The 16,785-nt window shown below is 67.6% G+C and carries 14 protein-coding genes and 2 pseudogenes; 11 read left to right on the forward strand and 5 right to left on the reverse strand.

The features are described 5' to 3' along the window. Positions 1 to 585: 585 nt before the first annotated feature. The 10 genes and pseudogenes from dnaE to OHA03_RS42580 all read left to right on the forward strand — a co-directional run. Positions 586 to 4,173 (forward strand): DNA polymerase III subunit alpha, encoded by a 3,588-nt coding sequence (gene dnaE, locus OHA03_RS42535; RefSeq protein ID WP_267009282.1) that lies wholly within the window; start codon positions 586 to 588, stop codon positions 4,171 to 4,173. Next, on the forward strand, positions 4,170 to 4,520 hold the full coding sequence (locus OHA03_RS42540) for a DUF6300 family protein (RefSeq protein WP_267009283.1): 351 nt from the start codon (positions 4,170 to 4,172) through the stop codon (positions 4,518 to 4,520). The genes dnaE and OHA03_RS42540 overlap by 4 nt, the downstream gene beginning before the upstream one ends. A gap of 144 nt (positions 4,521 to 4,664) precedes the next feature. Beyond that, positions 4,665 to 5,204: a hypothetical protein gene (locus OHA03_RS42545; protein ID WP_267009284.1), complete on the forward strand. Its 540-nt coding sequence runs from the start codon at positions 4,665 to 4,667 to the stop codon at positions 5,202 to 5,204. Between the two features lie 316 nt (positions 5,205 to 5,520). Continuing rightward, on the forward strand, positions 5,521 to 6,702 hold the full coding sequence (locus OHA03_RS42550) for a S1 family peptidase (protein ID WP_267009664.1): 1,182 nt from the start codon (positions 5,521 to 5,523) through the stop codon (positions 6,700 to 6,702). 361 nt (positions 6,703 to 7,063) lie between these two features. After that, the gene (locus OHA03_RS42555) at positions 7,064 to 7,420 is read left to right on the forward strand and encodes a hypothetical protein (RefSeq protein WP_267009285.1); all 357 of its coding nucleotides are present in this window, start codon (positions 7,064 to 7,066) and stop codon (positions 7,418 to 7,420) included. Positions 7,421 to 7,441: 21 nt separating this feature from the next. Then, on the forward strand, positions 7,442 to 9,664 hold the full coding sequence (locus OHA03_RS42560; RefSeq protein ID WP_267009286.1) for a helix-turn-helix domain-containing protein: 2,223 nt from the start codon (positions 7,442 to 7,444) through the stop codon (positions 9,662 to 9,664). A gap of 9 nt (positions 9,665 to 9,673) precedes the next feature. Continuing rightward, entirely contained in the window at positions 9,674 to 10,231 is a 558-nt protein-coding gene (locus OHA03_RS42565; protein WP_267009287.1) for an XRE family transcriptional regulator, read from the forward strand. Between the two features lie 187 nt (positions 10,232 to 10,418). After that, positions 10,419 to 11,057 (forward strand): VOC family protein, encoded by a 639-nt coding sequence (locus OHA03_RS42570; protein WP_267009288.1) that lies wholly within the window; start codon positions 10,419 to 10,421, stop codon positions 11,055 to 11,057. A 95-nt stretch (positions 11,058 to 11,152) separates the two neighbouring features. Then, entirely contained in the window at positions 11,153 to 12,343 is a 1,191-nt protein-coding gene (locus OHA03_RS42575) for an IS110 family transposase (RefSeq protein WP_267009289.1), read from the forward strand. 15 nt (positions 12,344 to 12,358) lie between these two features. Beyond that, a pseudogene (locus OHA03_RS42580) lies at positions 12,359 to 12,604 on the forward strand (VOC family protein); the annotation flags it as partial. Between the two features lie 85 nt (positions 12,605 to 12,689). Here OHA03_RS42580 and OHA03_RS42585 read toward each other — a convergent pair. Then, positions 12,690 to 12,860: pseudogene (locus OHA03_RS42585) on the reverse strand (fructosamine kinase); the annotation flags it as partial. Between the two features lie 200 nt (positions 12,861 to 13,060). Between OHA03_RS42585 and OHA03_RS42590 the strand changes: the two are divergent. Beyond that, complete coding sequence (locus OHA03_RS42590; RefSeq protein ID WP_267009290.1) at positions 13,061 to 13,789, forward strand: type 1 glutamine amidotransferase; 729 nt, start codon at positions 13,061 to 13,063, stop codon at positions 13,787 to 13,789. On the opposite strand, the gene OHA03_RS42595 is transcribed toward OHA03_RS42590, so the two are convergent. The 4 genes from OHA03_RS42595 to OHA03_RS42610 all read right to left on the reverse strand — a co-directional run bounded on the left by OHA03_RS42595 (position 13,749) and on the right by OHA03_RS42610 (position 16,703). After that, the gene (locus OHA03_RS42595; RefSeq protein WP_267009291.1) at positions 13,749 to 14,045 is read right to left on the reverse strand and encodes a benzoate/H(+) symporter BenE family transporter; all 297 of its coding nucleotides are present in this window, start codon (positions 14,043 to 14,045) and stop codon (positions 13,749 to 13,751) included. The two genes, OHA03_RS42590 and OHA03_RS42595, sit on opposite strands and share 41 nt — an antisense overlap. A gap of 161 nt (positions 14,046 to 14,206) precedes the next feature. Next, positions 14,207 to 14,710, reverse strand: a complete 504-nt coding sequence (locus OHA03_RS42600) for a DUF1203 domain-containing protein (protein ID WP_267009292.1) — start codon at positions 14,708 to 14,710, stop codon at positions 14,207 to 14,209. Between the two features lie 359 nt (positions 14,711 to 15,069). Further along, a complete protein-coding gene (locus OHA03_RS42605) occupies positions 15,070 to 16,305 on the reverse strand; it encodes an RNA polymerase sigma factor (protein WP_267009293.1) in 1,236 nt (411 codons plus the stop codon). Next, on the reverse strand, positions 16,302 to 16,703 hold the full coding sequence (locus OHA03_RS42610) for a YciI family protein (RefSeq protein ID WP_267009294.1): 402 nt from the start codon (positions 16,701 to 16,703) through the stop codon (positions 16,302 to 16,304). Before OHA03_RS42610 ends, OHA03_RS42605 begins: the two co-directional genes overlap by 4 nt. Between the last annotated feature and the right edge of the window lie 82 nt (positions 16,704 to 16,785).

Consider the following 16,785-nt stretch of genomic DNA (forward strand, 5'->3'; position numbering starts at 1 on the left):
ACAGTCGGATCTTGGTCGATCTTCTGTCCTACCGGGAACTCCGTTGCCGTGTCCCGGCCTCCGCCGACACGTCACCAGAAGTGACGGATCACGCAACGTCACCAGGGGATATTCCCAACCAAACCCCGCACTATCAAGTGCCTGACCTGCACCGACGCGCTAACTCACCGGCATTGCTTTGACCTGCGTCTTTATACGAGGTGGCAGCCGACCTCTTGGCCAGAACTGTCGGGCAGAGCGCCCCGAACAACGGACCCCGCTGACAGGGGCTCGGGATCCCGACGGCGGGTGAGGAAGGCGCCGACCCAGAGTGCAAGGAGCATCTGCAGTTCGGAGATCACTTGGTAGAGGCTCAGGCCTGCGCCGCGTGAATCAAATGGGAAGGGGAGTCAGCCCTGTGTGAGCCGCGGGAAATCCCGCCGAGAACGGTGACTGATAGTGCACGGCGACAACTTTGTGTGATCGCCCGAGGTCATCGTCTGGATCCCTTTTGATCATCATTGAAGCGGGCGGGGGAGCGCTCTCCACGTCCCGCTGGGGGATAGGGTCAAGGCTTTCCACGAGCGCCTCGGAGGTGCCTGCCCGGTGGCTGACAGCTTTGTTCACCTGCACAATCACACCGAATACTCGATGCTCGACGGTGCTCAGCGGCTCAAGCCGATGTTCGCCGAGGTAGAGCGTCAGGGCATGCCGGCCATCGCCATGAGCGACCACGGCAACATGTTCGGAGCGTACGAGTTCCAGCAAGTGGCCAAAGGCTTCGACGGCGTCAAGCCGATCATCGGGATCGAGGCGTACGTCGCCCCGTCCTCGCGTCGAAACCGCAAGCAGGAGTTCTGGGGCCCCGGCGGAGTCAGGGCCATGTCGGACGACGGCGAGGGCTCAAAGGATGTCAGTGGCGGTGGCCGCTTCACCCACATGACGATGTGGGCGCGGAACATCAAGGGGCTGCAGAACCTGTTCTACCTGTCGACGGAGGCGTCGTACACAGGACAGTTCCCGGCCGGCAAGCCGCGCATGGACATGGAACTGATCTCCGAACACTCCGAGGGGATCATCGGGACAACCGGTTGCCCCTCGGGCGCGATCCAGACCCGGCTGCGTCTGAACCAGTACGACGAGGCCCGGGAGATCGCTTCCCAGTACCAGGACATCCTCGGGAAGGAGAACTACTTCCTGGAGCTGATGGACCACGGCCTGGATCTGGAGCGCAACGTCCGTGGAGATCTGCTGCGCCTGGCGAAGGATCTCGGCATCCCGCTGCTGGCCACCAATGACGCGCACTACGTACTCGAAGAGCACGCCGACGCGCACGACAACCTGCTGTGCATCGGCGTAGGAAAGAACAAGGACGACCCGGGCCGGTTCAAGTTCAACGGCACCGGCTACTACCTCAAGACCGCAGCCCAGATGCGGGAGCTGTTCTCCGAGATTCCCGAGGCCTGCGACAACACTCTCCTGATCGCAGAGCGCATCGAGTCGTACGCATCGGTGTTCGAGAACGTCGACGAGATGCCGAACTTCCCCGGCGTTCCCGAGGGCGAGACGCAGGAGTCCTGGCTTCGCAAGGAGTGCCTCAAGGGCCTCGCCATGCGCTACGGCGACCCGATCCCGGCCGAGGTCCTCGAACGGTTCGAGACCGAGATGAAAGTCATCGGCCCGATGAACTTCTCCAGCTACTTCCTCGTCGTCGCTGACATCTGCCAGTACGCCCGCGACCAGAAGATCCCCGTCGGCCCGGGCCGCGGATCGGCAACCGGCTCAATCGTCGCGTACGCCACCCGCATCACCGAGCTCTGCCCCCTGGAACACGGCTTGCTCTTCGAGCGCTTCCTGAACCCGGAGCGCATCAACCCACCGGATGTCGACCTCGACTTCGACGACCGCCACCGCGATCGCATGGTGCGCTACGTCGTCGACAAGTACGGCGACGAATACACCGCCATGGTCAACACCTTCGGCAAGCTCAAGGCCAAGAACGCGATCAAGGACACATCGCGGCTCCTGGGCTACCCGTTCAGCCACGGCGAGCGAATCACGAAGGCCCTGCCACCGGACGTGATGGGCAAGTCCATCCCGATCAACGGGATCTTCGACGAGAGCCACCCCCGCTACGGGGAGGCCGGCGAGATCCGGGCCCTGTACGAGAACGAACCGGACGTCAAAAAGGTCGTCGACGGCGCCAAGGGCGTCGAGGGCCTCATCCGTAACACCGGCGTCCACGCGGCTGCGGTCATCCTGTCGAAGACCCGGCTCACCGACCGCATTCCGCTCCACATGCGTGCCAAGGACGGCGTCAAGATCACCGGCTTTGACTACCCCAGTTGTGAGGACATGGGGCTGGTCAAGATGGACTTCCTGGGCCTTCGGAACCTGGGCGTGATCGACCACGCACTCCAGAACGTCCGCGAGAACCGTGGCATCAACATCACCACCGACACCATGCCGACGGACGGCGCGCAGCAGATCCCGCTCGATGACGCCACGACCTTCCAGCTCCTGGCGCGCGGCGACACCTTCGGCGTGTTCCAGCTCGACGGCGGCGGCATGCGGACACTGCTGAAGTTGATGGAACCCTCCCGGTTCGAAGACATCGCGGCAGCCCTGGCCCTCTACCGGCCCGGCCCCATGGCGGCGAACGCGCACACGAACTACGCGCACCGCAAGACCGGCCGCCAAGAGATCGAGCCGATCCACCCGGAACTGAAGGAGGCCCTGGAGCCGATCCTGGGCAACACCTTCCACCTGCTCATCTACCAGGAGCAGATCATGGCCATCGCCCGGCAGCTCGCCGGGTACACCCTGGGCGGCGCCGACCTGCTGCGCCGAGCGATGGGCAAGAAGAAGCCCGAGGTGCTGGCCGCCGAGTGGGAGAAGTTCCACGGCGGGATGAAGGACAACGGCTACTCCGAGGAATCCATCAAGGATCTGTGGGACGTCATGCTCCCGTTCTCGGGCTACGCGTTCAACAAGTCCCACACCGCCGGATACGGGCTCGTCTCCTACTGGACCGCCTACCTGAAGGCGAACTACCCGGCCGAGTACATGGCCGCGCTCCTCACCTCCGTGGGGGACGACAAGGACAAGGCGGCGATCTACCTGGCCGACGCCCGGAAACTGGGCGTTTCGGTGCTCCAGCCGGACATCAACGAGTCCGTCGCCAACTTCACCGCCATCGGCAACGACGTACGGTTCGGGCTCCGCTCGGTGCGTAACGTCGGTGAAGGCGTCATCGACTCTCTGGTGGGCTCCCGCAAGTCCAAGGGCAAGTACACGTCCTTCCCCGACTTCCTCGACAAGGCCGACATCGGTGCCCTCAACAAGCGGGCCGTCGAATCACTGATCAAAGCCGGCGCCTTCGACTCGCTGCAGCACAGCCGCAAAGGGCTGTCAGCCATGCACGAAGACGCCATCGACGCCATCATCCCGGTGAAGAAGCAGGCCGCGATCGGACAGGACGACCTGTTCGGCGACCTCGGTGGCGACAGCGACGAGCCCGCCTTCGGCCTCGACATCCCCATCGACGACAGCGAGTGGCCCCGCAAGCAATTGCTGGCCGCAGAGCGCGAGATGCTCGGCCTGTACGTCTCCGCGCACCCGCTGGACGGCACCGAGCACATCCTGTCCCGCAACCGGGACACCACGATCAGCGAACTCCTCGGCTCAGGCCGCACGGAAGGCACCGTCCAGCTGTCCGGCCTCATCACCAGCGTGGACCGACGGATGACCAAGCAAGGCAACCCCTGGGCGATCATCAACCTCGCAGACCGAGACGGCGAGATGGAGATCCTCTTCTTCCCGGCCACCTACACCCTCGTCCAGCACGCTCTGATCGCCGACACCGTCGTCTCCGTACAGGGCCGCCTCAACGACCGCGACGGGGCGGTCAGTATCTTCGGGCAGGAGATCCAGGTGCTTGACGTGTCCTCGGCTGAGAGTGGCGGCCGGCCACCGGTCACCCTGTCGTTCTCCGCCTACAAGATCAACGAGCGTACGGTCTCCGAACTGAAGCGCATCCTTACTGCGCACAAGGGCGAGAGTCCGGTACGGATGCGAGTCCAGACGCCCGCGAAGACCGTCCTGTACGAGCTGGGATTCCTGGTAGACCCGACCTCGGTCGCCTCCGACATCAAGGGCACCTTCGGCCCCGACGCCTGGCAAGGCGCCGCGTGAGCGAAGAGGACGACGAAATCGTCCTGCAACTCGCCGATCCACCAAACTGCCCACGGTGCGGGGGACCTGGGCCTGTTTCAGCCCGGTTCCCGCACTCCTGGAAAAATGCCAGCGGCGAAGAGGTCCCAGGCATGCGGGAGGCCACGCTGTGCCCGGTCTGCGATCGTGACGAGCCGGCCGCGGACGGACTCCTGGCATTCTTCGCAGTGCACAAGACGCTGGAGCCCTCCGAACTGGAGACCTTCCACAATCTCTCTGCCGCCTGGGTAGCGGTAGCGCGTGCCCGCCACGTCGACCAGCAGCAACTCGCCGACGAATACGAGCGCTCGCGCAACGGAGAACTGTAGACAGCAGTGCGCCGACGGGGAGGTTCCCGTCGGCGCACCGTCAAGCAGGGCTGTGGAAATTCGCATTATTCGGCTCTGACGAAGATCTTATGATCTGGTTGTGATCGTCGGTCTTGGCATGCCTACGACCAGGAGCGGGGATCGGTGAGCACCAGCGCAGATCAGCAAGGACCAGAGCAAGATCTCAGCACATGGGCGATTGAACCTCTTCAGTCGTTCGCCATGGACGCTCGCGGTCGGCAGCTTGAGGCCGTGCGTATCGTCGCGCAGGGACATGCCTACCACTCCGACCAGCCCCAGGAAGTCCGCCGGCAGTGGGCCAAGCTGTTGCTGCTGGCGAACCGGCGCATGCACAGTGACAGCACGGGAGATCAATCGCGCGCGGTCCAGCAGGACTTCATGCTCCGGATGTGGGTTATCGACCAACTCGGTTCCGACGACAAGGATCCCGACTGGAGCCCCGAGACATTGGCGTCCGAGACCGTCGCCGCACTGGATCTCACGCCCCCACAAGCCAGTGCTCTCGCCGGCCGCTGGCGTGACCTGGCCATCGAGCAGATCCGCGACCTGCGGCGGCACAAGAACCTGACGGCCCACCTGGACCGGCTCGTCAACCACATCGAGCCCAGCCCAACACGGGATCAACTTCTCATCTGGACGGAGCTTCGCCGCTTCCTGCCCTGAGCCAGAACCCGTTCTCGTGAACATCGACTTCGGCAGCGGCGGGTCGCCTCCCGAAGTGCCGTACATCTGCTGTCGGGATTCGTGAATAGACCAAGCCGTCGATCTTGACGTTCCGCGACGGAGCCTGCGACCTGGAGACGGGCTGACTCCGGCCCCAGGTCAGGCATTGTGGCATGGACCTGACGATGACACTGCATTACAGTCTGTCGCGGCACACTCTGAGAGCGCTCTCAGGTGAGAGGTCTCGGACGCCTGCTGTTCCTCCCCCACCGATGTCGGAACAACAGAAGGGTCCATTCCCTTGAGACGAACAACAGTGTTACGCACCGGTCTGTCCGCCATACTTCTGCTCGGAGCCTGGGCAACGGCCGGCATCGCCCCCGCCTCCGCCGCAGACGCCCCTTCCACCGTGTCCGCATCCACGACCTCCACCTCCAGTTTCACCCCCGCATCCACCGCCAAGGCGTCGGCCTCGGCCGGCCTGCTCTCCGCGATGCAGAAGGACCTGGGTCTGACAGCGAGCCAGGCCCGGGCGCGTCTGACCGCGGAGAAGACGGCAACGGCCGTACAGGGAAAGGCTCGACGGGCGGCAGGGCCGTCGTATGCCGGATCTTGGTTCGATCCGGCAACCGGCAAGCTCACGGTCGCCCTCACCAGTGACAAGAAGGCTGATGCCGTTCGCGCGACCGGTGCGGCAGTCCGGCTGGTGGCCCACAGCGCGCGTCAGCTCGATGCGGCCAAAGCACAGCTCGACGCGCTTTCCGCGCCCGACGGTGTCGCCAGCTGGCACGTCGACCCGAAGGCCAACCGGGTCGTGGTGAACGTCGTTGCATCGTCGGAGGATGACAACGATGTCCGCGCGTTCGTCGAGCAGGCCCGCAGGGCCGGACCGGTGCTCGTGCAGCGGATGTCCGAGGCACCGAAGACGTTCTCCGCCGGGACGGTCGGCGGCGACCCGTACTACACAGGCAACGTGCGGTGTTCCATCGGCTTCTCCGTGTACGGCGGTTTCGTCACGGCCGGTCACTGCGGTCAGCCGGGCGCCGGGGTCAGCGGATGGGACGGCTCGTACATCGGCAACTTCCAAGGGTCCTCTTTCCCGGGCGACGACTATGCCTGGGTCAGTGTGGGCAACGGCTGGTGGACCGTGCCGGTGGTCCTCGGCTGGGGCACCGTCTCCGACCAGTTGGTCCGCGGCTCCGCGGTGGCTCCCATCGGCGCCTCCATCTGCCGCTCCGGCTCCACATCCCACTGGCACTGCGGAAATGTGCTGGCGACGAACGAGACCGTCAACTACAGCCAGGGCGCCGTCTATCAGATGACCAAGACGAGTGTGTGCGCCGAGCCGGGCGATTCGGGAGGCTCGTTCATCAGCGGTGACCAGGCACAGGGCGTCACTTCGGGCGGCTGGGGCAACTGCAGCAGTGGTGGTGAGACCTGGCACCAGCCGATCAACGAGATCCTCAACCGGTACGGGCTGACGCTGCACACGGCCTGACGGCTGCGGCGGTACGGCAGCGACACGTCGGCGGAGTCGTACGCCATGGTCCCCGTCGACTCCGTCGACTCCGTGCCCCGTCTCCGAGGCCTGCCGCGACAGACTCTCCACCGAGTCCTGTCGCGGCAGGCCTTTCGTGCGAGGAGCCGGTCGGATCCCAGCACCAACCTCACAAAGGCCCCCTGCACAGTCACGGGCTGAACAGCCCTGCCGATCAGCTGGATCCGATGTCGCCGTCGTGTCGGCCGCAGGGAACATTTTTATGAGGCTATAAACAGTGTTGTTCTGTACTAGGGTTGGTTTCATCGGCTGATCGACCGACTGAGTCAGCCGGATGCGCGGGCGAGTGGGGAGGGGCTTGATGCTGGCTGTGGATGTGAGGTCCTCGCTCCGTGCCGGCCGGACCGTTGAGGACGGTGCCGCCCGTTGGTGGCGCTTCTCGGCCCAGACCGTCGCCCGGCACGGAGATTTCCTCCTGGCCTTCGTCGACGGCGGGGTCTGTGTCGGTGCGTACCGGATCCTCGATTCTGCGCCCGATGCCGGCGAGGGCGGCAAGTACACCTTCGACCTGACTCCGGCCGCCCGCTTCCAGTGGGCTCTGGGGCAGCGGCTCCCGTTGCCCCCCGGACGCAATCCCGCCCGTATTCTCACAGGCCAGCACCTGCGCGAGTTCCTGGACGCGGCCCCCTACCGCCCTTCCGGCAGCGACCGGGACTGACACCGAAGGAGCAAGCGCCGTATGGCCAGCAAGCCCGACCCCGTCGACGCCCTGCTCAAGTCCGGGCCGCGCCGCACTCAACTGCCCGAGCCCGCCGAGCGGGCGCGCCTTCGTACCGGCTACGGGCTCACTCAAGCGGAGATCGCCGAAGCGCTCGACGTCACCCGGACGACGGTCGCCGGGTGGGAAGCCGGCCGCAGTGAGCCCCAGGGCGCAACCCGGGCCGCGTACGTGAAGCTGCTGGACGGCATCGCGGCCCAACTCGCCGCCGTTGCCGAAGCACCGGCCGCCCCTCAACTGCCGACCAGCTCGCCGAACGCGGCGACGGACAGTGCCGTGACGGGCACGCCCACGGAGGAGCAGGCTTCCGGGAGCAGGAACACCACGGACAGGGCCGTGGGGGCCACGACGGGCAACGCCGTGCCGTATCGGCCCGCCCCGGAGAGGGCCACCGACACCGAGAGGGCCACCGCCTCCAACAGGACAACGGCCCCCAGGAAAGCCGCATCCCCCGGGAGACAACCGGGCCCTGCCTCATCCGCCCTGTCGGCCTCTCCCGATCCCCGGTTCGTGAACGGACCGCTGGCTGTCCTGGACGGCGACGGAGCGGCCTACGCTCTTGGCGGTCTCGTCCTGGACTGCCCCGCCAGGGACATCTCCACCCTCGTCGACTGGACGCTCGCCGAGGCGAAACTCGGCGCTGCTCGTCTGCATCGGAACGGCAGGGACGCCGACCCCTTGATCGTGCTCACCGCCTCCGCAGCAGCCCGGTTCGGCCTGCCTGCCGAGCTGGCGGACCGCCGCACGCTGCGTCTGCCCGAGGACCACAAGGTGGTCAAGCAGATCGCAAAAGCGGGGTGGCGGTTGACGCGGCGTGGGTTCGGACCGTGGGTGCGGATCTACCGTCCGGTTCAGGGTGGTCGACGTCAGTGTGTGCAGCTGGCGATCGTGCCGTGGGGGGCGCTGGATTCCAGAGCCTGGGGCAGTGCCGATCAGCTTCAGCCGGCCGCGCTGGCCCAGGTGCTGGGCACGTACGCGGCCCGCGTGATCACCCCGTGCGGCTCGGCGGCGGTGGCGGGGCTGGAGCTGATGACCGCGCTGCGCCCGCCGACTCGTGCGGTCCCGGACGAGGCGTCGGGCGGGTGGACGTCGGGACCCGTGCCCGGTTCGCTCACCCACCCGGTCGATCCGGCGCCGCCCGAGGCACCGGATGAGCATCCCGTGGTTGCCGCGTTGTACCCCCGTGGCCATGTGCGTACCAACGAAGAGGTCCTGGACGAGGAGGCGTTCGACTGGTTCCGTGATCCGCAACTGCTCACGGACGGGGAGTGCGTCAAGAGTTTCGCGGTCGGCATCGACGTGAACACCGCCTTCCTCGCCGCCGCGAACCGCCTGATCGTCGGTCTCGGGGAACCGGTCCACGTCACCACACCGGACTTCGACAAGAAGGTGCCGGGCTGCTGGCTGGTCGATCTCTCCGAGATCGCCCTGGACCCGCGCCTGCCGTCACCGTTCACCCCGCACGGCGCCCCACCCACGGGCCCCGCCTGGTACGCGACACCCACCGTCGCGTACGCCGCCGAACTCATCAGTACGCAAGGCCTCGACGCACGGATCCAGCCGACCGAGGCATACATCCGCCCGGAGGCCGGCCCGTATCTGGATCCCTGGTACAAGGTCCTGGCCGAGGCGTACAAGGAGACCATGGCCGACCTCGGTGTCGGTTCCGGGATGACGGAGGACGACTTCCTGACCGCGATGGAGCACCACAAGCAGTCCGACCCGGGACTGGTGGCGGTGCTGTCGGCGATCAAGGCGACGGTCAAGGGAGGGATCGGGAAGCTGAGGGAGCGCCCGCAGGGGGCGAAGTACCGCTCGGGCGAGCCGTGGTCCGCCCTGGCACGCCCGACCTGGCGGCCCGACATCCGCGCCGCGGTCATCTCGACGGCCCGGGTGAACATGCACCGCAAGATGGTCAAGCTGGCCACGACGGCCGATCTGTTCCCGATCGCGGTCCTGTCGGACTGCGCTGTGTATCTGTCCGACGGACCCTCCCCGCTGGACTTCCTGCCGCACACCCCCGACGGCAGGCCGCTGCCCGGTGGTTTCCGCCTCGGGGTGAGCCCCGGCATGGTCAAACACGAAGGCACCCAGGACCTGATGTGGGCCGTCAAGATGCTCGACCAGGGCCACAACCCTGCCCGCCACATCAAGGGCACCGACGCCGCGGCAGACGGAGAGTAGGACACCCGGATGGGGAAGATCGGCGACAGCCTGGAGAGGGCCGAGGCGGCCTCGTTCACCCGTCCGCTCCCGAAGACCGCTCCGGCACAGATGCGCTTCCTGGTCAAGAGTGAGAGAGGTTCGACCCGGGCGGCAGCCGACCGCCTGGGAGTCTCCCAGCGCACGGTCGAGCGGTATCTGACGGGGCAGTTCAAGCACCCGCGCAGAGACCTCGCCGCCCGGCTCGCCGCCGAAGTCCGCCGGGCCTGGCAGCCCCGTGTGCGCGAACGGGCCCAGAAGCAGGCGGCCGCCACGGGCGGCATCGTCGTCGAGACCCGCGCCCGGTTCGGCTTCACTGCTGCCCCGGGCAGCACGGACGACGGCCGTATCCGCCGGATCACCCAGCATCTCCCGGCTGCGTATGCGGCACGGCTGTTCGACGCCCGGCAGACCGGCGCGTCCGAACAGCAGCTGCGCACCATCGTTGCCGAAGGTCTCCAGGAGATCTACTTCAAGGACGGGGGACGCCGGGCCGACGACCTACTGGTGGAGTTCACCGACATCGACTACGTCGAGCTCGAGTACTGACGCCGCGCTGTATCCCTCATCATCCTCAGGGCCTGTGACTTACCACTTCATCTGCCGAGTGAGCAGTTGACCTGGCGGGGCCGAGCGCTCTGGTCGGTGAGCTGAGGAATGCGGCCGGTGAGCGAGTCGATCTCTGTTGGGCGACGGTACCTGCGGATGTCGTTGCAAAGTGCATAGGATCACCGGCATGGCACTGCGACCTGTTCAGGTGAACATAAAGGCCCTTGATGACTCGGCGGTCGGCCGGTTCTGGGCGGAGGCGCTCGGCTGGGGTGTTTCCAGCGAGGGTCCCGGCGTGACCAACGTTGAACCCGGCGGCGGCTTCGTCTGGCCGGACCCGGTCGCCGTCTGCGTCGACGTGGTTACCGTCCCGGAACCCAAGACCCCAACAAAGAACCGTGTGCACCTCGATCTTGCGACCACCTCTGTGGCCGATCAGGCGGAGTTGGTCGCGCGCCTCCAGGCTCTCGGTGCGACGCCCGCCCACGTGGGCCAGGGCGACGTGCCGTGGACGGTCCTCGCCGACCCGGAGGGCAACGAGTTCTGCGTGCTGGAGCCTTGGGAGATCTACCGGGACACGGGGCCGATTGCCGCGGTGGTGGTCGACTGTGCGGATCCGCGGGCCATGGCCCGGTTCTGGGGCGAGGCGATGGACTGGACCCTGCACGAGGTGACTGACGATCATGCGGTCCTACCTTGTTGGTGGGTTGGAAGGGCCGTCGTAAGGTCCGGAGACCCAGAGACTCCGGGTATGGCTTTCATGCGGTTGCCCTCGATGGTTCGAGACACCTGGCCGCCCGGAGTCTCACGGCGACTCGGCCACTGATTAGGAGCTGCGAGCACCTGCGGGTGCGTCGCTGAGTAGGACCACGTCGGCGAGGTCGTCCGGGAGCACAGAACATCGAACGACCGGAGGAACTGGTGGCCCAGATATGGGCGGGTACGGACATCGGCAAGACTCACCACCACTGTGTGGTCCTGGGGGCCGGGGGCGAGCGGCTGTTGTCGCGGCGGGTACTGAACGACGAACCGGAACTGCTGGCCCTGCTGGCTGACGTGCTGGCCATCGACGAGGACGTGGTCTGGGCGGTCGACGTCTCCGACGGCATGGCCGCCCTGTGGATCAACCTGCTGCTCAACCACGGTCAGCACCTCGTTTACATACCGGGCCTGGCGGTCAACCGGGCCTCCGCCGGCTACCGCGGCATGGGCAAGACCGACGCCAAGGACGCCACCGTCATCGCGGACCAGGCCAGGATGCGCCGGGACCTCACAGTGCTGCGGCCGGACAGTGAGCATGCCGTCGAGCTGCAGGTCCTCACCGGCCGCCGGGCCGACCTGAACGCCGACCGGACCCGCCGGATCAATCGCCTGCGCGGTCAACTCACAGGCATTTTCCCCGCGTTGGAGCGTGGGCTGGATCTGGGCAACACCGGCCCGCTGGTGCTGCTGACCGGCTACCAGACCCCAGCCGCCCTGCGCCGCACCGGTGTCAAGCGGCTGGAAACCTGGCTGCGCAACCGCAAGGTCCGCGGCGCCGGGGACCTGGCCGCCGCCGCTCTGGAAGCCGCCGAGCGTCAGCACACCGCTGTCACCGGGGAGAAGGTCATCGCGCAAGTGATCCACACCCTGGCCAAGGAGGTGATGAGCCTCAACGAGCAGATCGCGGAGACCGATAAACTCATTGCGGCCCGGTTTCGCGAGCACGACCTCGCCGAAGTGATCTCCAGCATGCCCGGCATCGGCCCGCTGCTGGGTGCCGAATTCCTCGCCGCCACGGCCGGCGACATGAGCCGCTTCGGTACGGCCGACCGCCTGGCCAGCCTCGCCGGCGTCGCTCCGGTCCCCCGGGACTCTGGCAACATGAGCGGCAATCTGCACCGCCCCCGGCGCTACCACCGCGGCCTGCAACGCGTCTTCTATACCTCCGCACTCATCAGCATCCGCAACTGCGACCAATCGCGGCGCTTCTACGAACGCAAGCGAGCCGAGGGCAAGCGGCACACCCAGGCCGTGCTCGCGCTGGCCCGGCGCCGGGTGAACGTTCTGTGGGCACTCATTCGTGACGGAAGGTGCTTCCAAAGTGAACTCCCCGTCACGATCGCGGCTTGACAAAGTCATTAGGAGGTGTTGCGCTCTGCCAAGGGTGTCGGCCCGTATCTCGAGTTCCTTCGCACGCCCGGCGGGAAGGCCGTGCCGGACCGCGTTCATATTGACCTGCTGCCGTACCCCGGTGACGATCTAGAGGCGGAGGTGGCCCGGCTGCGGGACCTCGGCGCCACTGACCTCGACCTCGGCCAGGGTGACGTCCCGTGGAGATGCCTGGCCGACCCGGAGGGCCACGAGTTCTGCGTCCTCGCCCCGTCGTCCTGACGCGGAGCCTTGACGACACCCCGACACGTGAGCTCTGTGTGCTCATGCGCCCTGACCCCGGGCGGGCTGGGCTGCGGTGTCTGGGTCGGTTCGGGCGCCCCTCGGCCACACGATCCGTGACGAGGGACCGCTCGTCGTACCCGTGCACCGTGGGAACCAGTACCGCGAGCCACCGAAGCCCGGCCGCCTCCGCGCGCACCGCCGACGGGTCGTGGGCTGCCTTCACCATCACGATGCGGCCGTCGTCGAGGGTGACCGCACGAGGTGCAAGGACAGGCGGCGCTCAGCGTGACCCGGCGGGTTAAGCGGGTCCCGGCGGCTGCGAAGCGGGACATGACGCTCAGAGTGAGGCGGCCGACCGACCGTTGACGTCGCGCGTCGCACCCTGATCTGCTGGCTTGATCAACGTAGAGATCAACGCAGCGAACACAGATGCCGAGCAGGGGAGTTGAGGCGATGACGACCTCGCACGCACCGGGCCCGCCGACCGCCGTGGTCGTACAGAACACCAGGAGCGGCGGTCCCGGCCGGGTCGGGGCCTGGCTGCGCGAGGCGGGAATCGGCCTCGAAGTGCTGCGTCCCTACGAGGGTGAGGCCCTGCCCCAAGCGCTCGACGGCAGACCGCTCCTCGTGCTCGGCGGCGGCTTCCTGCCGGACGACGACGAGCGCGCGCCCTGGCTCCCGGCCACCCGCCGCCTCGTCGCGCAGGCGCTGGACGATGGCACGCCCGTCCTCGGCATCTGCCTCGGTGGCCAGTTGCTCGCACAGGTCGCGGGCGGCAGCGTACGTGCGCGTCACGGGCAGCCCGAGTTCGGCAGCACACAGATCCGGCTGCGCCCCGAAGCCGCCGACGATCCGCTGCTGTACGGGCTCGGCGCGACGGTTCCCGCGATTGAGCGGCATGTCGACGCGATCACCGAACTCCCGCCGGGTGCCTCCTGGTTGGCATCCAGCGTGGCCTGCCCCCACCAGGCGTTCCGGGTCGGGGCGCGGGCCTGGGGCGTGCAGTTTCACCCGGAGGCGGAGGCCGACCGGATCGCCGGTTGGGACCGGGAGCGGCTGGCCGGGCAGGGCTTCGACAGGGACCGGCTGCACACCGAGGCCTTGGCCGACGAGGGCGCGGCGGTCTCGGCGTGGTCGGTGTTCACACGGAGGTTCGCTCAGGTATGCGCGAGGCTGCCGTGACCGGCCGCGGGGCGGGCGCGGATGCGGCGGCTCTGCGCCGCCGTCCCACCGACGCGATGACGCTGGTGAGCACGCCTGCGTGCAGCCCCCAGAACGCGGACCCGATGCCGAGCAGCGTCATACCGGAGGCCGTGGCGAGGAAGGTGACGACGGCCGCCTCCCTTGACGAGGGGTCCGACAGGGCACTGGCCAGGGACGCCTCGATCGTGGCGAGCAGGCCGACCCCGGCGACGGCCAGGACGAGTGCGTGAGGCATCGCGCGCGCGTCCTCGAGGAGGCGAGGGGGGCCTGGTGAACGACTTCGGACGGTCGGGATGGGCAGGATCGTGATCGAGACGGCGGTGTCGTAGACCCCCGGTCATTCGGAGGAGCGAGGGGCGGGCGCCGACGTGGCCGACGGCCCGCCCCCGGGGCCCGTCAGGGTCGGTCCACGCGGAAGTGGTAGCAGCCGTATTCGACGGCTCGCACGTGGACCTGGGCGGTATCCGGGTCCGCGAAGGCTTCGGTGAAGGCGCGGTCGAAGGATGCGTCGGCATCCTCCGGCAGCTCCACCATGCGGCCGCCAATGATGCGCCCTCGGTTGTCGTAGCGGCGGAACGCACGGAGGGCGCCGGGTCGGGCCCAGGGGTAGCCGGTGCTGTCCGGGGCCGGTCCGCCGCAGTCCTGGGCGTGTATGAATACCGGCCCCTGCTCGTCATACGCTCCGGGCTCGGCACTCGTCCGGGCCGCCCAGCGACGCAGCGGGGCGTACGAGACGAGGGCGATCCGGTCATCCAGGACGCTGAGCCGCAGGCAGCACCGGAGCGGGGCGCCGCCTTCCTCGTCCATGTACGGGTGCATCGGACGCCCGGCGTCGTCGCGGACGCGGAGCTCCTTCAGGGCGGTGGGGGTGATGGGCCGGGGTTGATAGGTGCTGGTCATGCCATTCATCGTGGCGCGGTCGGGCATGAGGTGCTGGCGGAAATCCGACGGAGGGTTCTGGGCCGTCTGTCGTGCTCGGACTGGCCAACTGAGGCGCTCAGTCGGAATTGTGTGGCTCGTCGCCGCAACCGCCTGAGCATCGCGTGCGGCCGACGCCTACGGCGAGGAGCCCGACACACGGGGGAGCCGATCGGCACATGCCCTGGTGCAGGCCAGGGGAACTGCTTCGAGTTCGCTTGGATTCGGCCTGACGCAGGCCCGATGCCATGGGGGACACGGGTGACGGCGGGCCTGATCAGTGGCCTGGCGCCATCCGGGCCTCGGAAGCCCGCTTGAGGGTATCCAGGGGGAACCGGCGTTCAGTTGCGCGTGTGGTGATGCAGCCGGGCGGCTTTCGCGGTCAGGTAGCGCTGTTCAGGAATGCTGGTGGTGCGGGCCGCCGCGGCACGGTAGTGGACGAGTGCGGACGGGATGTCGCCGGCCATTTCGAGCACGTGTGCCCGCACAGCGTGCACACGGTGGTGGCCATGGAGCGGTCCGTTCTCGGTGTCGAGTTTGTCGAGAAGCGCGAGTGCGGCACCCGGGCCGTCGACCATCGCAACCGCGACTGCCCTGTTGAGGGTGACCACCGGGCTCCCTGCCACGTGTTCGAGCAGTCCGTACAGGCCGAGGATCTGTGGCCAGTCGGTGTCCTTGGCGTGTGCCGCGTCGTCGTGGACGGCTGCGATGGCGGCCTGCAGCCGGTATTCGCCAGGCGGTCCGCCGCCGATCGTAGTGGCGAGCAGCGCGGCGCCTTCGCCGATGAGGCGGCGGTCCCAGCGAGTGCGGTCCTGCTCGGTCAGAGAGACCAGGTCGCCGTCCGTGCTGGTGCGGGCGGGGCGGCGGGCCTCGGTCAGCAACATGAGGGCCAGCAGCCCGGTTGCTTCGGCCTCGCCAGGAAGGATCCGGTGTACCTGTCTGGCCAACCTGATGGCCTCGCCGGACAGGTCGGCCCGGTGCAGTGCGGGGCCACATGTGGTGGCGTAGCCCTCGTTGAACATCAGGTACAGCACATGCAGGACGGAACGGAGCCGCGCTGCCCAGCCCTTCGCCCCGGGCTCGGGCACCTCGAACCCGGGGCCCGATGCCTTGACGCGCTGCTTGGCCCGGCTGATGCGCTGCGCCATGGTTGCCTCCGGCACCAGGTAGGCGCCCGCGATCTCGGAGGTGGCCAGGCCACCGACCGCCCGCAGCGTCAGTGCGATCGCCGAGGCGGGCGTGAGCGCGGGATGGCAGCACATGAACAGAAGCATGAGCGTGTCATCGTCGGCGGGGACGTCGCCTGCAGCGGGCTCCTGGGCCATGCGCTCCTCGCGCCGTTGCCGCGCCTGCTCGCTGCGAACCTGATCGACGTATCGCCGCGTCGCGGTCTGCAGCAGCCAGCCGCGCGGATTGCCGGGTACGCCGTCTTCGGGCCAGTGCCGGGCGGCGGCGATGAGGGCTTCCTGCACGGCGTCCTCGCATGCGTCGAAGTCCCCCATCCGCCGCACGAGCACACCGAGGACCTGCGGCGCGAGCGAGCGCAACAGGTCCTCGACGGAGTGGGGACCGCTCACAGGTCGCCCTGGCTGTCGCTCATCACCTGTCGCACCTCGACCGGCTGTTGTGTCGGCACGCCGCCCGGGCCGGGCACGGCGGAGATTCGCGCGGCGATCTCAAGGGCGCGGGCCTCGGACTCGACGTCGAAGACGTTGAACCCGGCCAGTACTTCCTTCGACTCCGGGAACGGCCCGTCGGTCACCAGCGGCGCCGCACTGCCGTCCGACCGCACGATCTTGGTCAGCCGGGGGTCGGCGAGCGCCATGAACTGGACCATTTCCCCACTCTCGGTCAGCTCCTTGGTCAGCACCTCGTAGTAGTTGAAGTGCGCTGCGATGTCGCCGGGCTCCCATTGGTCCATGGGCTCCTCGAAGACGCCGCCGTCGTGGTTGACCATGAGCAAGAACTTCGGCATGTCGACTCCCTGGTTTGCTGCGCCCAGTGTGGCGCACTCACCCCATGGACGGAGCGGCAAAGTAGATCTCTACATCTACGGC

It is taken from the genome of Streptomyces sp. NBC_00154 (assembly GCF_026342835.1).
In the GTDB taxonomy this organism is placed as follows: Bacteria; Actinomycetota; Actinomycetes; order Streptomycetales; family Streptomycetaceae; genus Streptomyces.

Excerpts from the sequence above, each read along its gene's own strand:
- OHA03_RS42570 (WP_267009288.1), top strand. The coding sequence starts at position 10,419 with ATGGCACTGCGACCTGTTCAGGTGAACATAAAGGCCCTTGATGACTCG.
- OHA03_RS42560 (WP_267009286.1), top strand. The coding sequence starts at position 7,442 with ATGGCCAGCAAGCCCGACCCCGTCGACGCCCTGCTCAAGTCCGGGCCG.
- OHA03_RS42590 (WP_267009290.1), top strand. The coding sequence starts at position 13,061 with ATGACGACCTCGCACGCACCGGGCCCGCCGACCGCCGTGGTCGTACAG.
- OHA03_RS42595 (WP_267009291.1), bottom strand. The coding sequence starts at position 14,045 with ATGCCTCACGCACTCGTCCTGGCCGTCGCCGGGGTCGGCCTGCTCGCC.
- OHA03_RS42600 (WP_267009292.1), bottom strand. The coding sequence starts at position 14,710 with ATGACCAGCACCTATCAACCCCGGCCCATCACCCCCACCGCCCTGAAG.
- OHA03_RS42565 (WP_267009287.1), top strand. The coding sequence starts at position 9,674 with ATGGGGAAGATCGGCGACAGCCTGGAGAGGGCCGAGGCGGCCTCGTTC.
- OHA03_RS42555 (WP_267009285.1), top strand. The coding sequence starts at position 7,064 with ATGCTGGCTGTGGATGTGAGGTCCTCGCTCCGTGCCGGCCGGACCGTT.
- OHA03_RS42610 (WP_267009294.1), bottom strand. The coding sequence starts at position 16,703 with ATGCCGAAGTTCTTGCTCATGGTCAACCACGACGGCGGCGTCTTCGAG.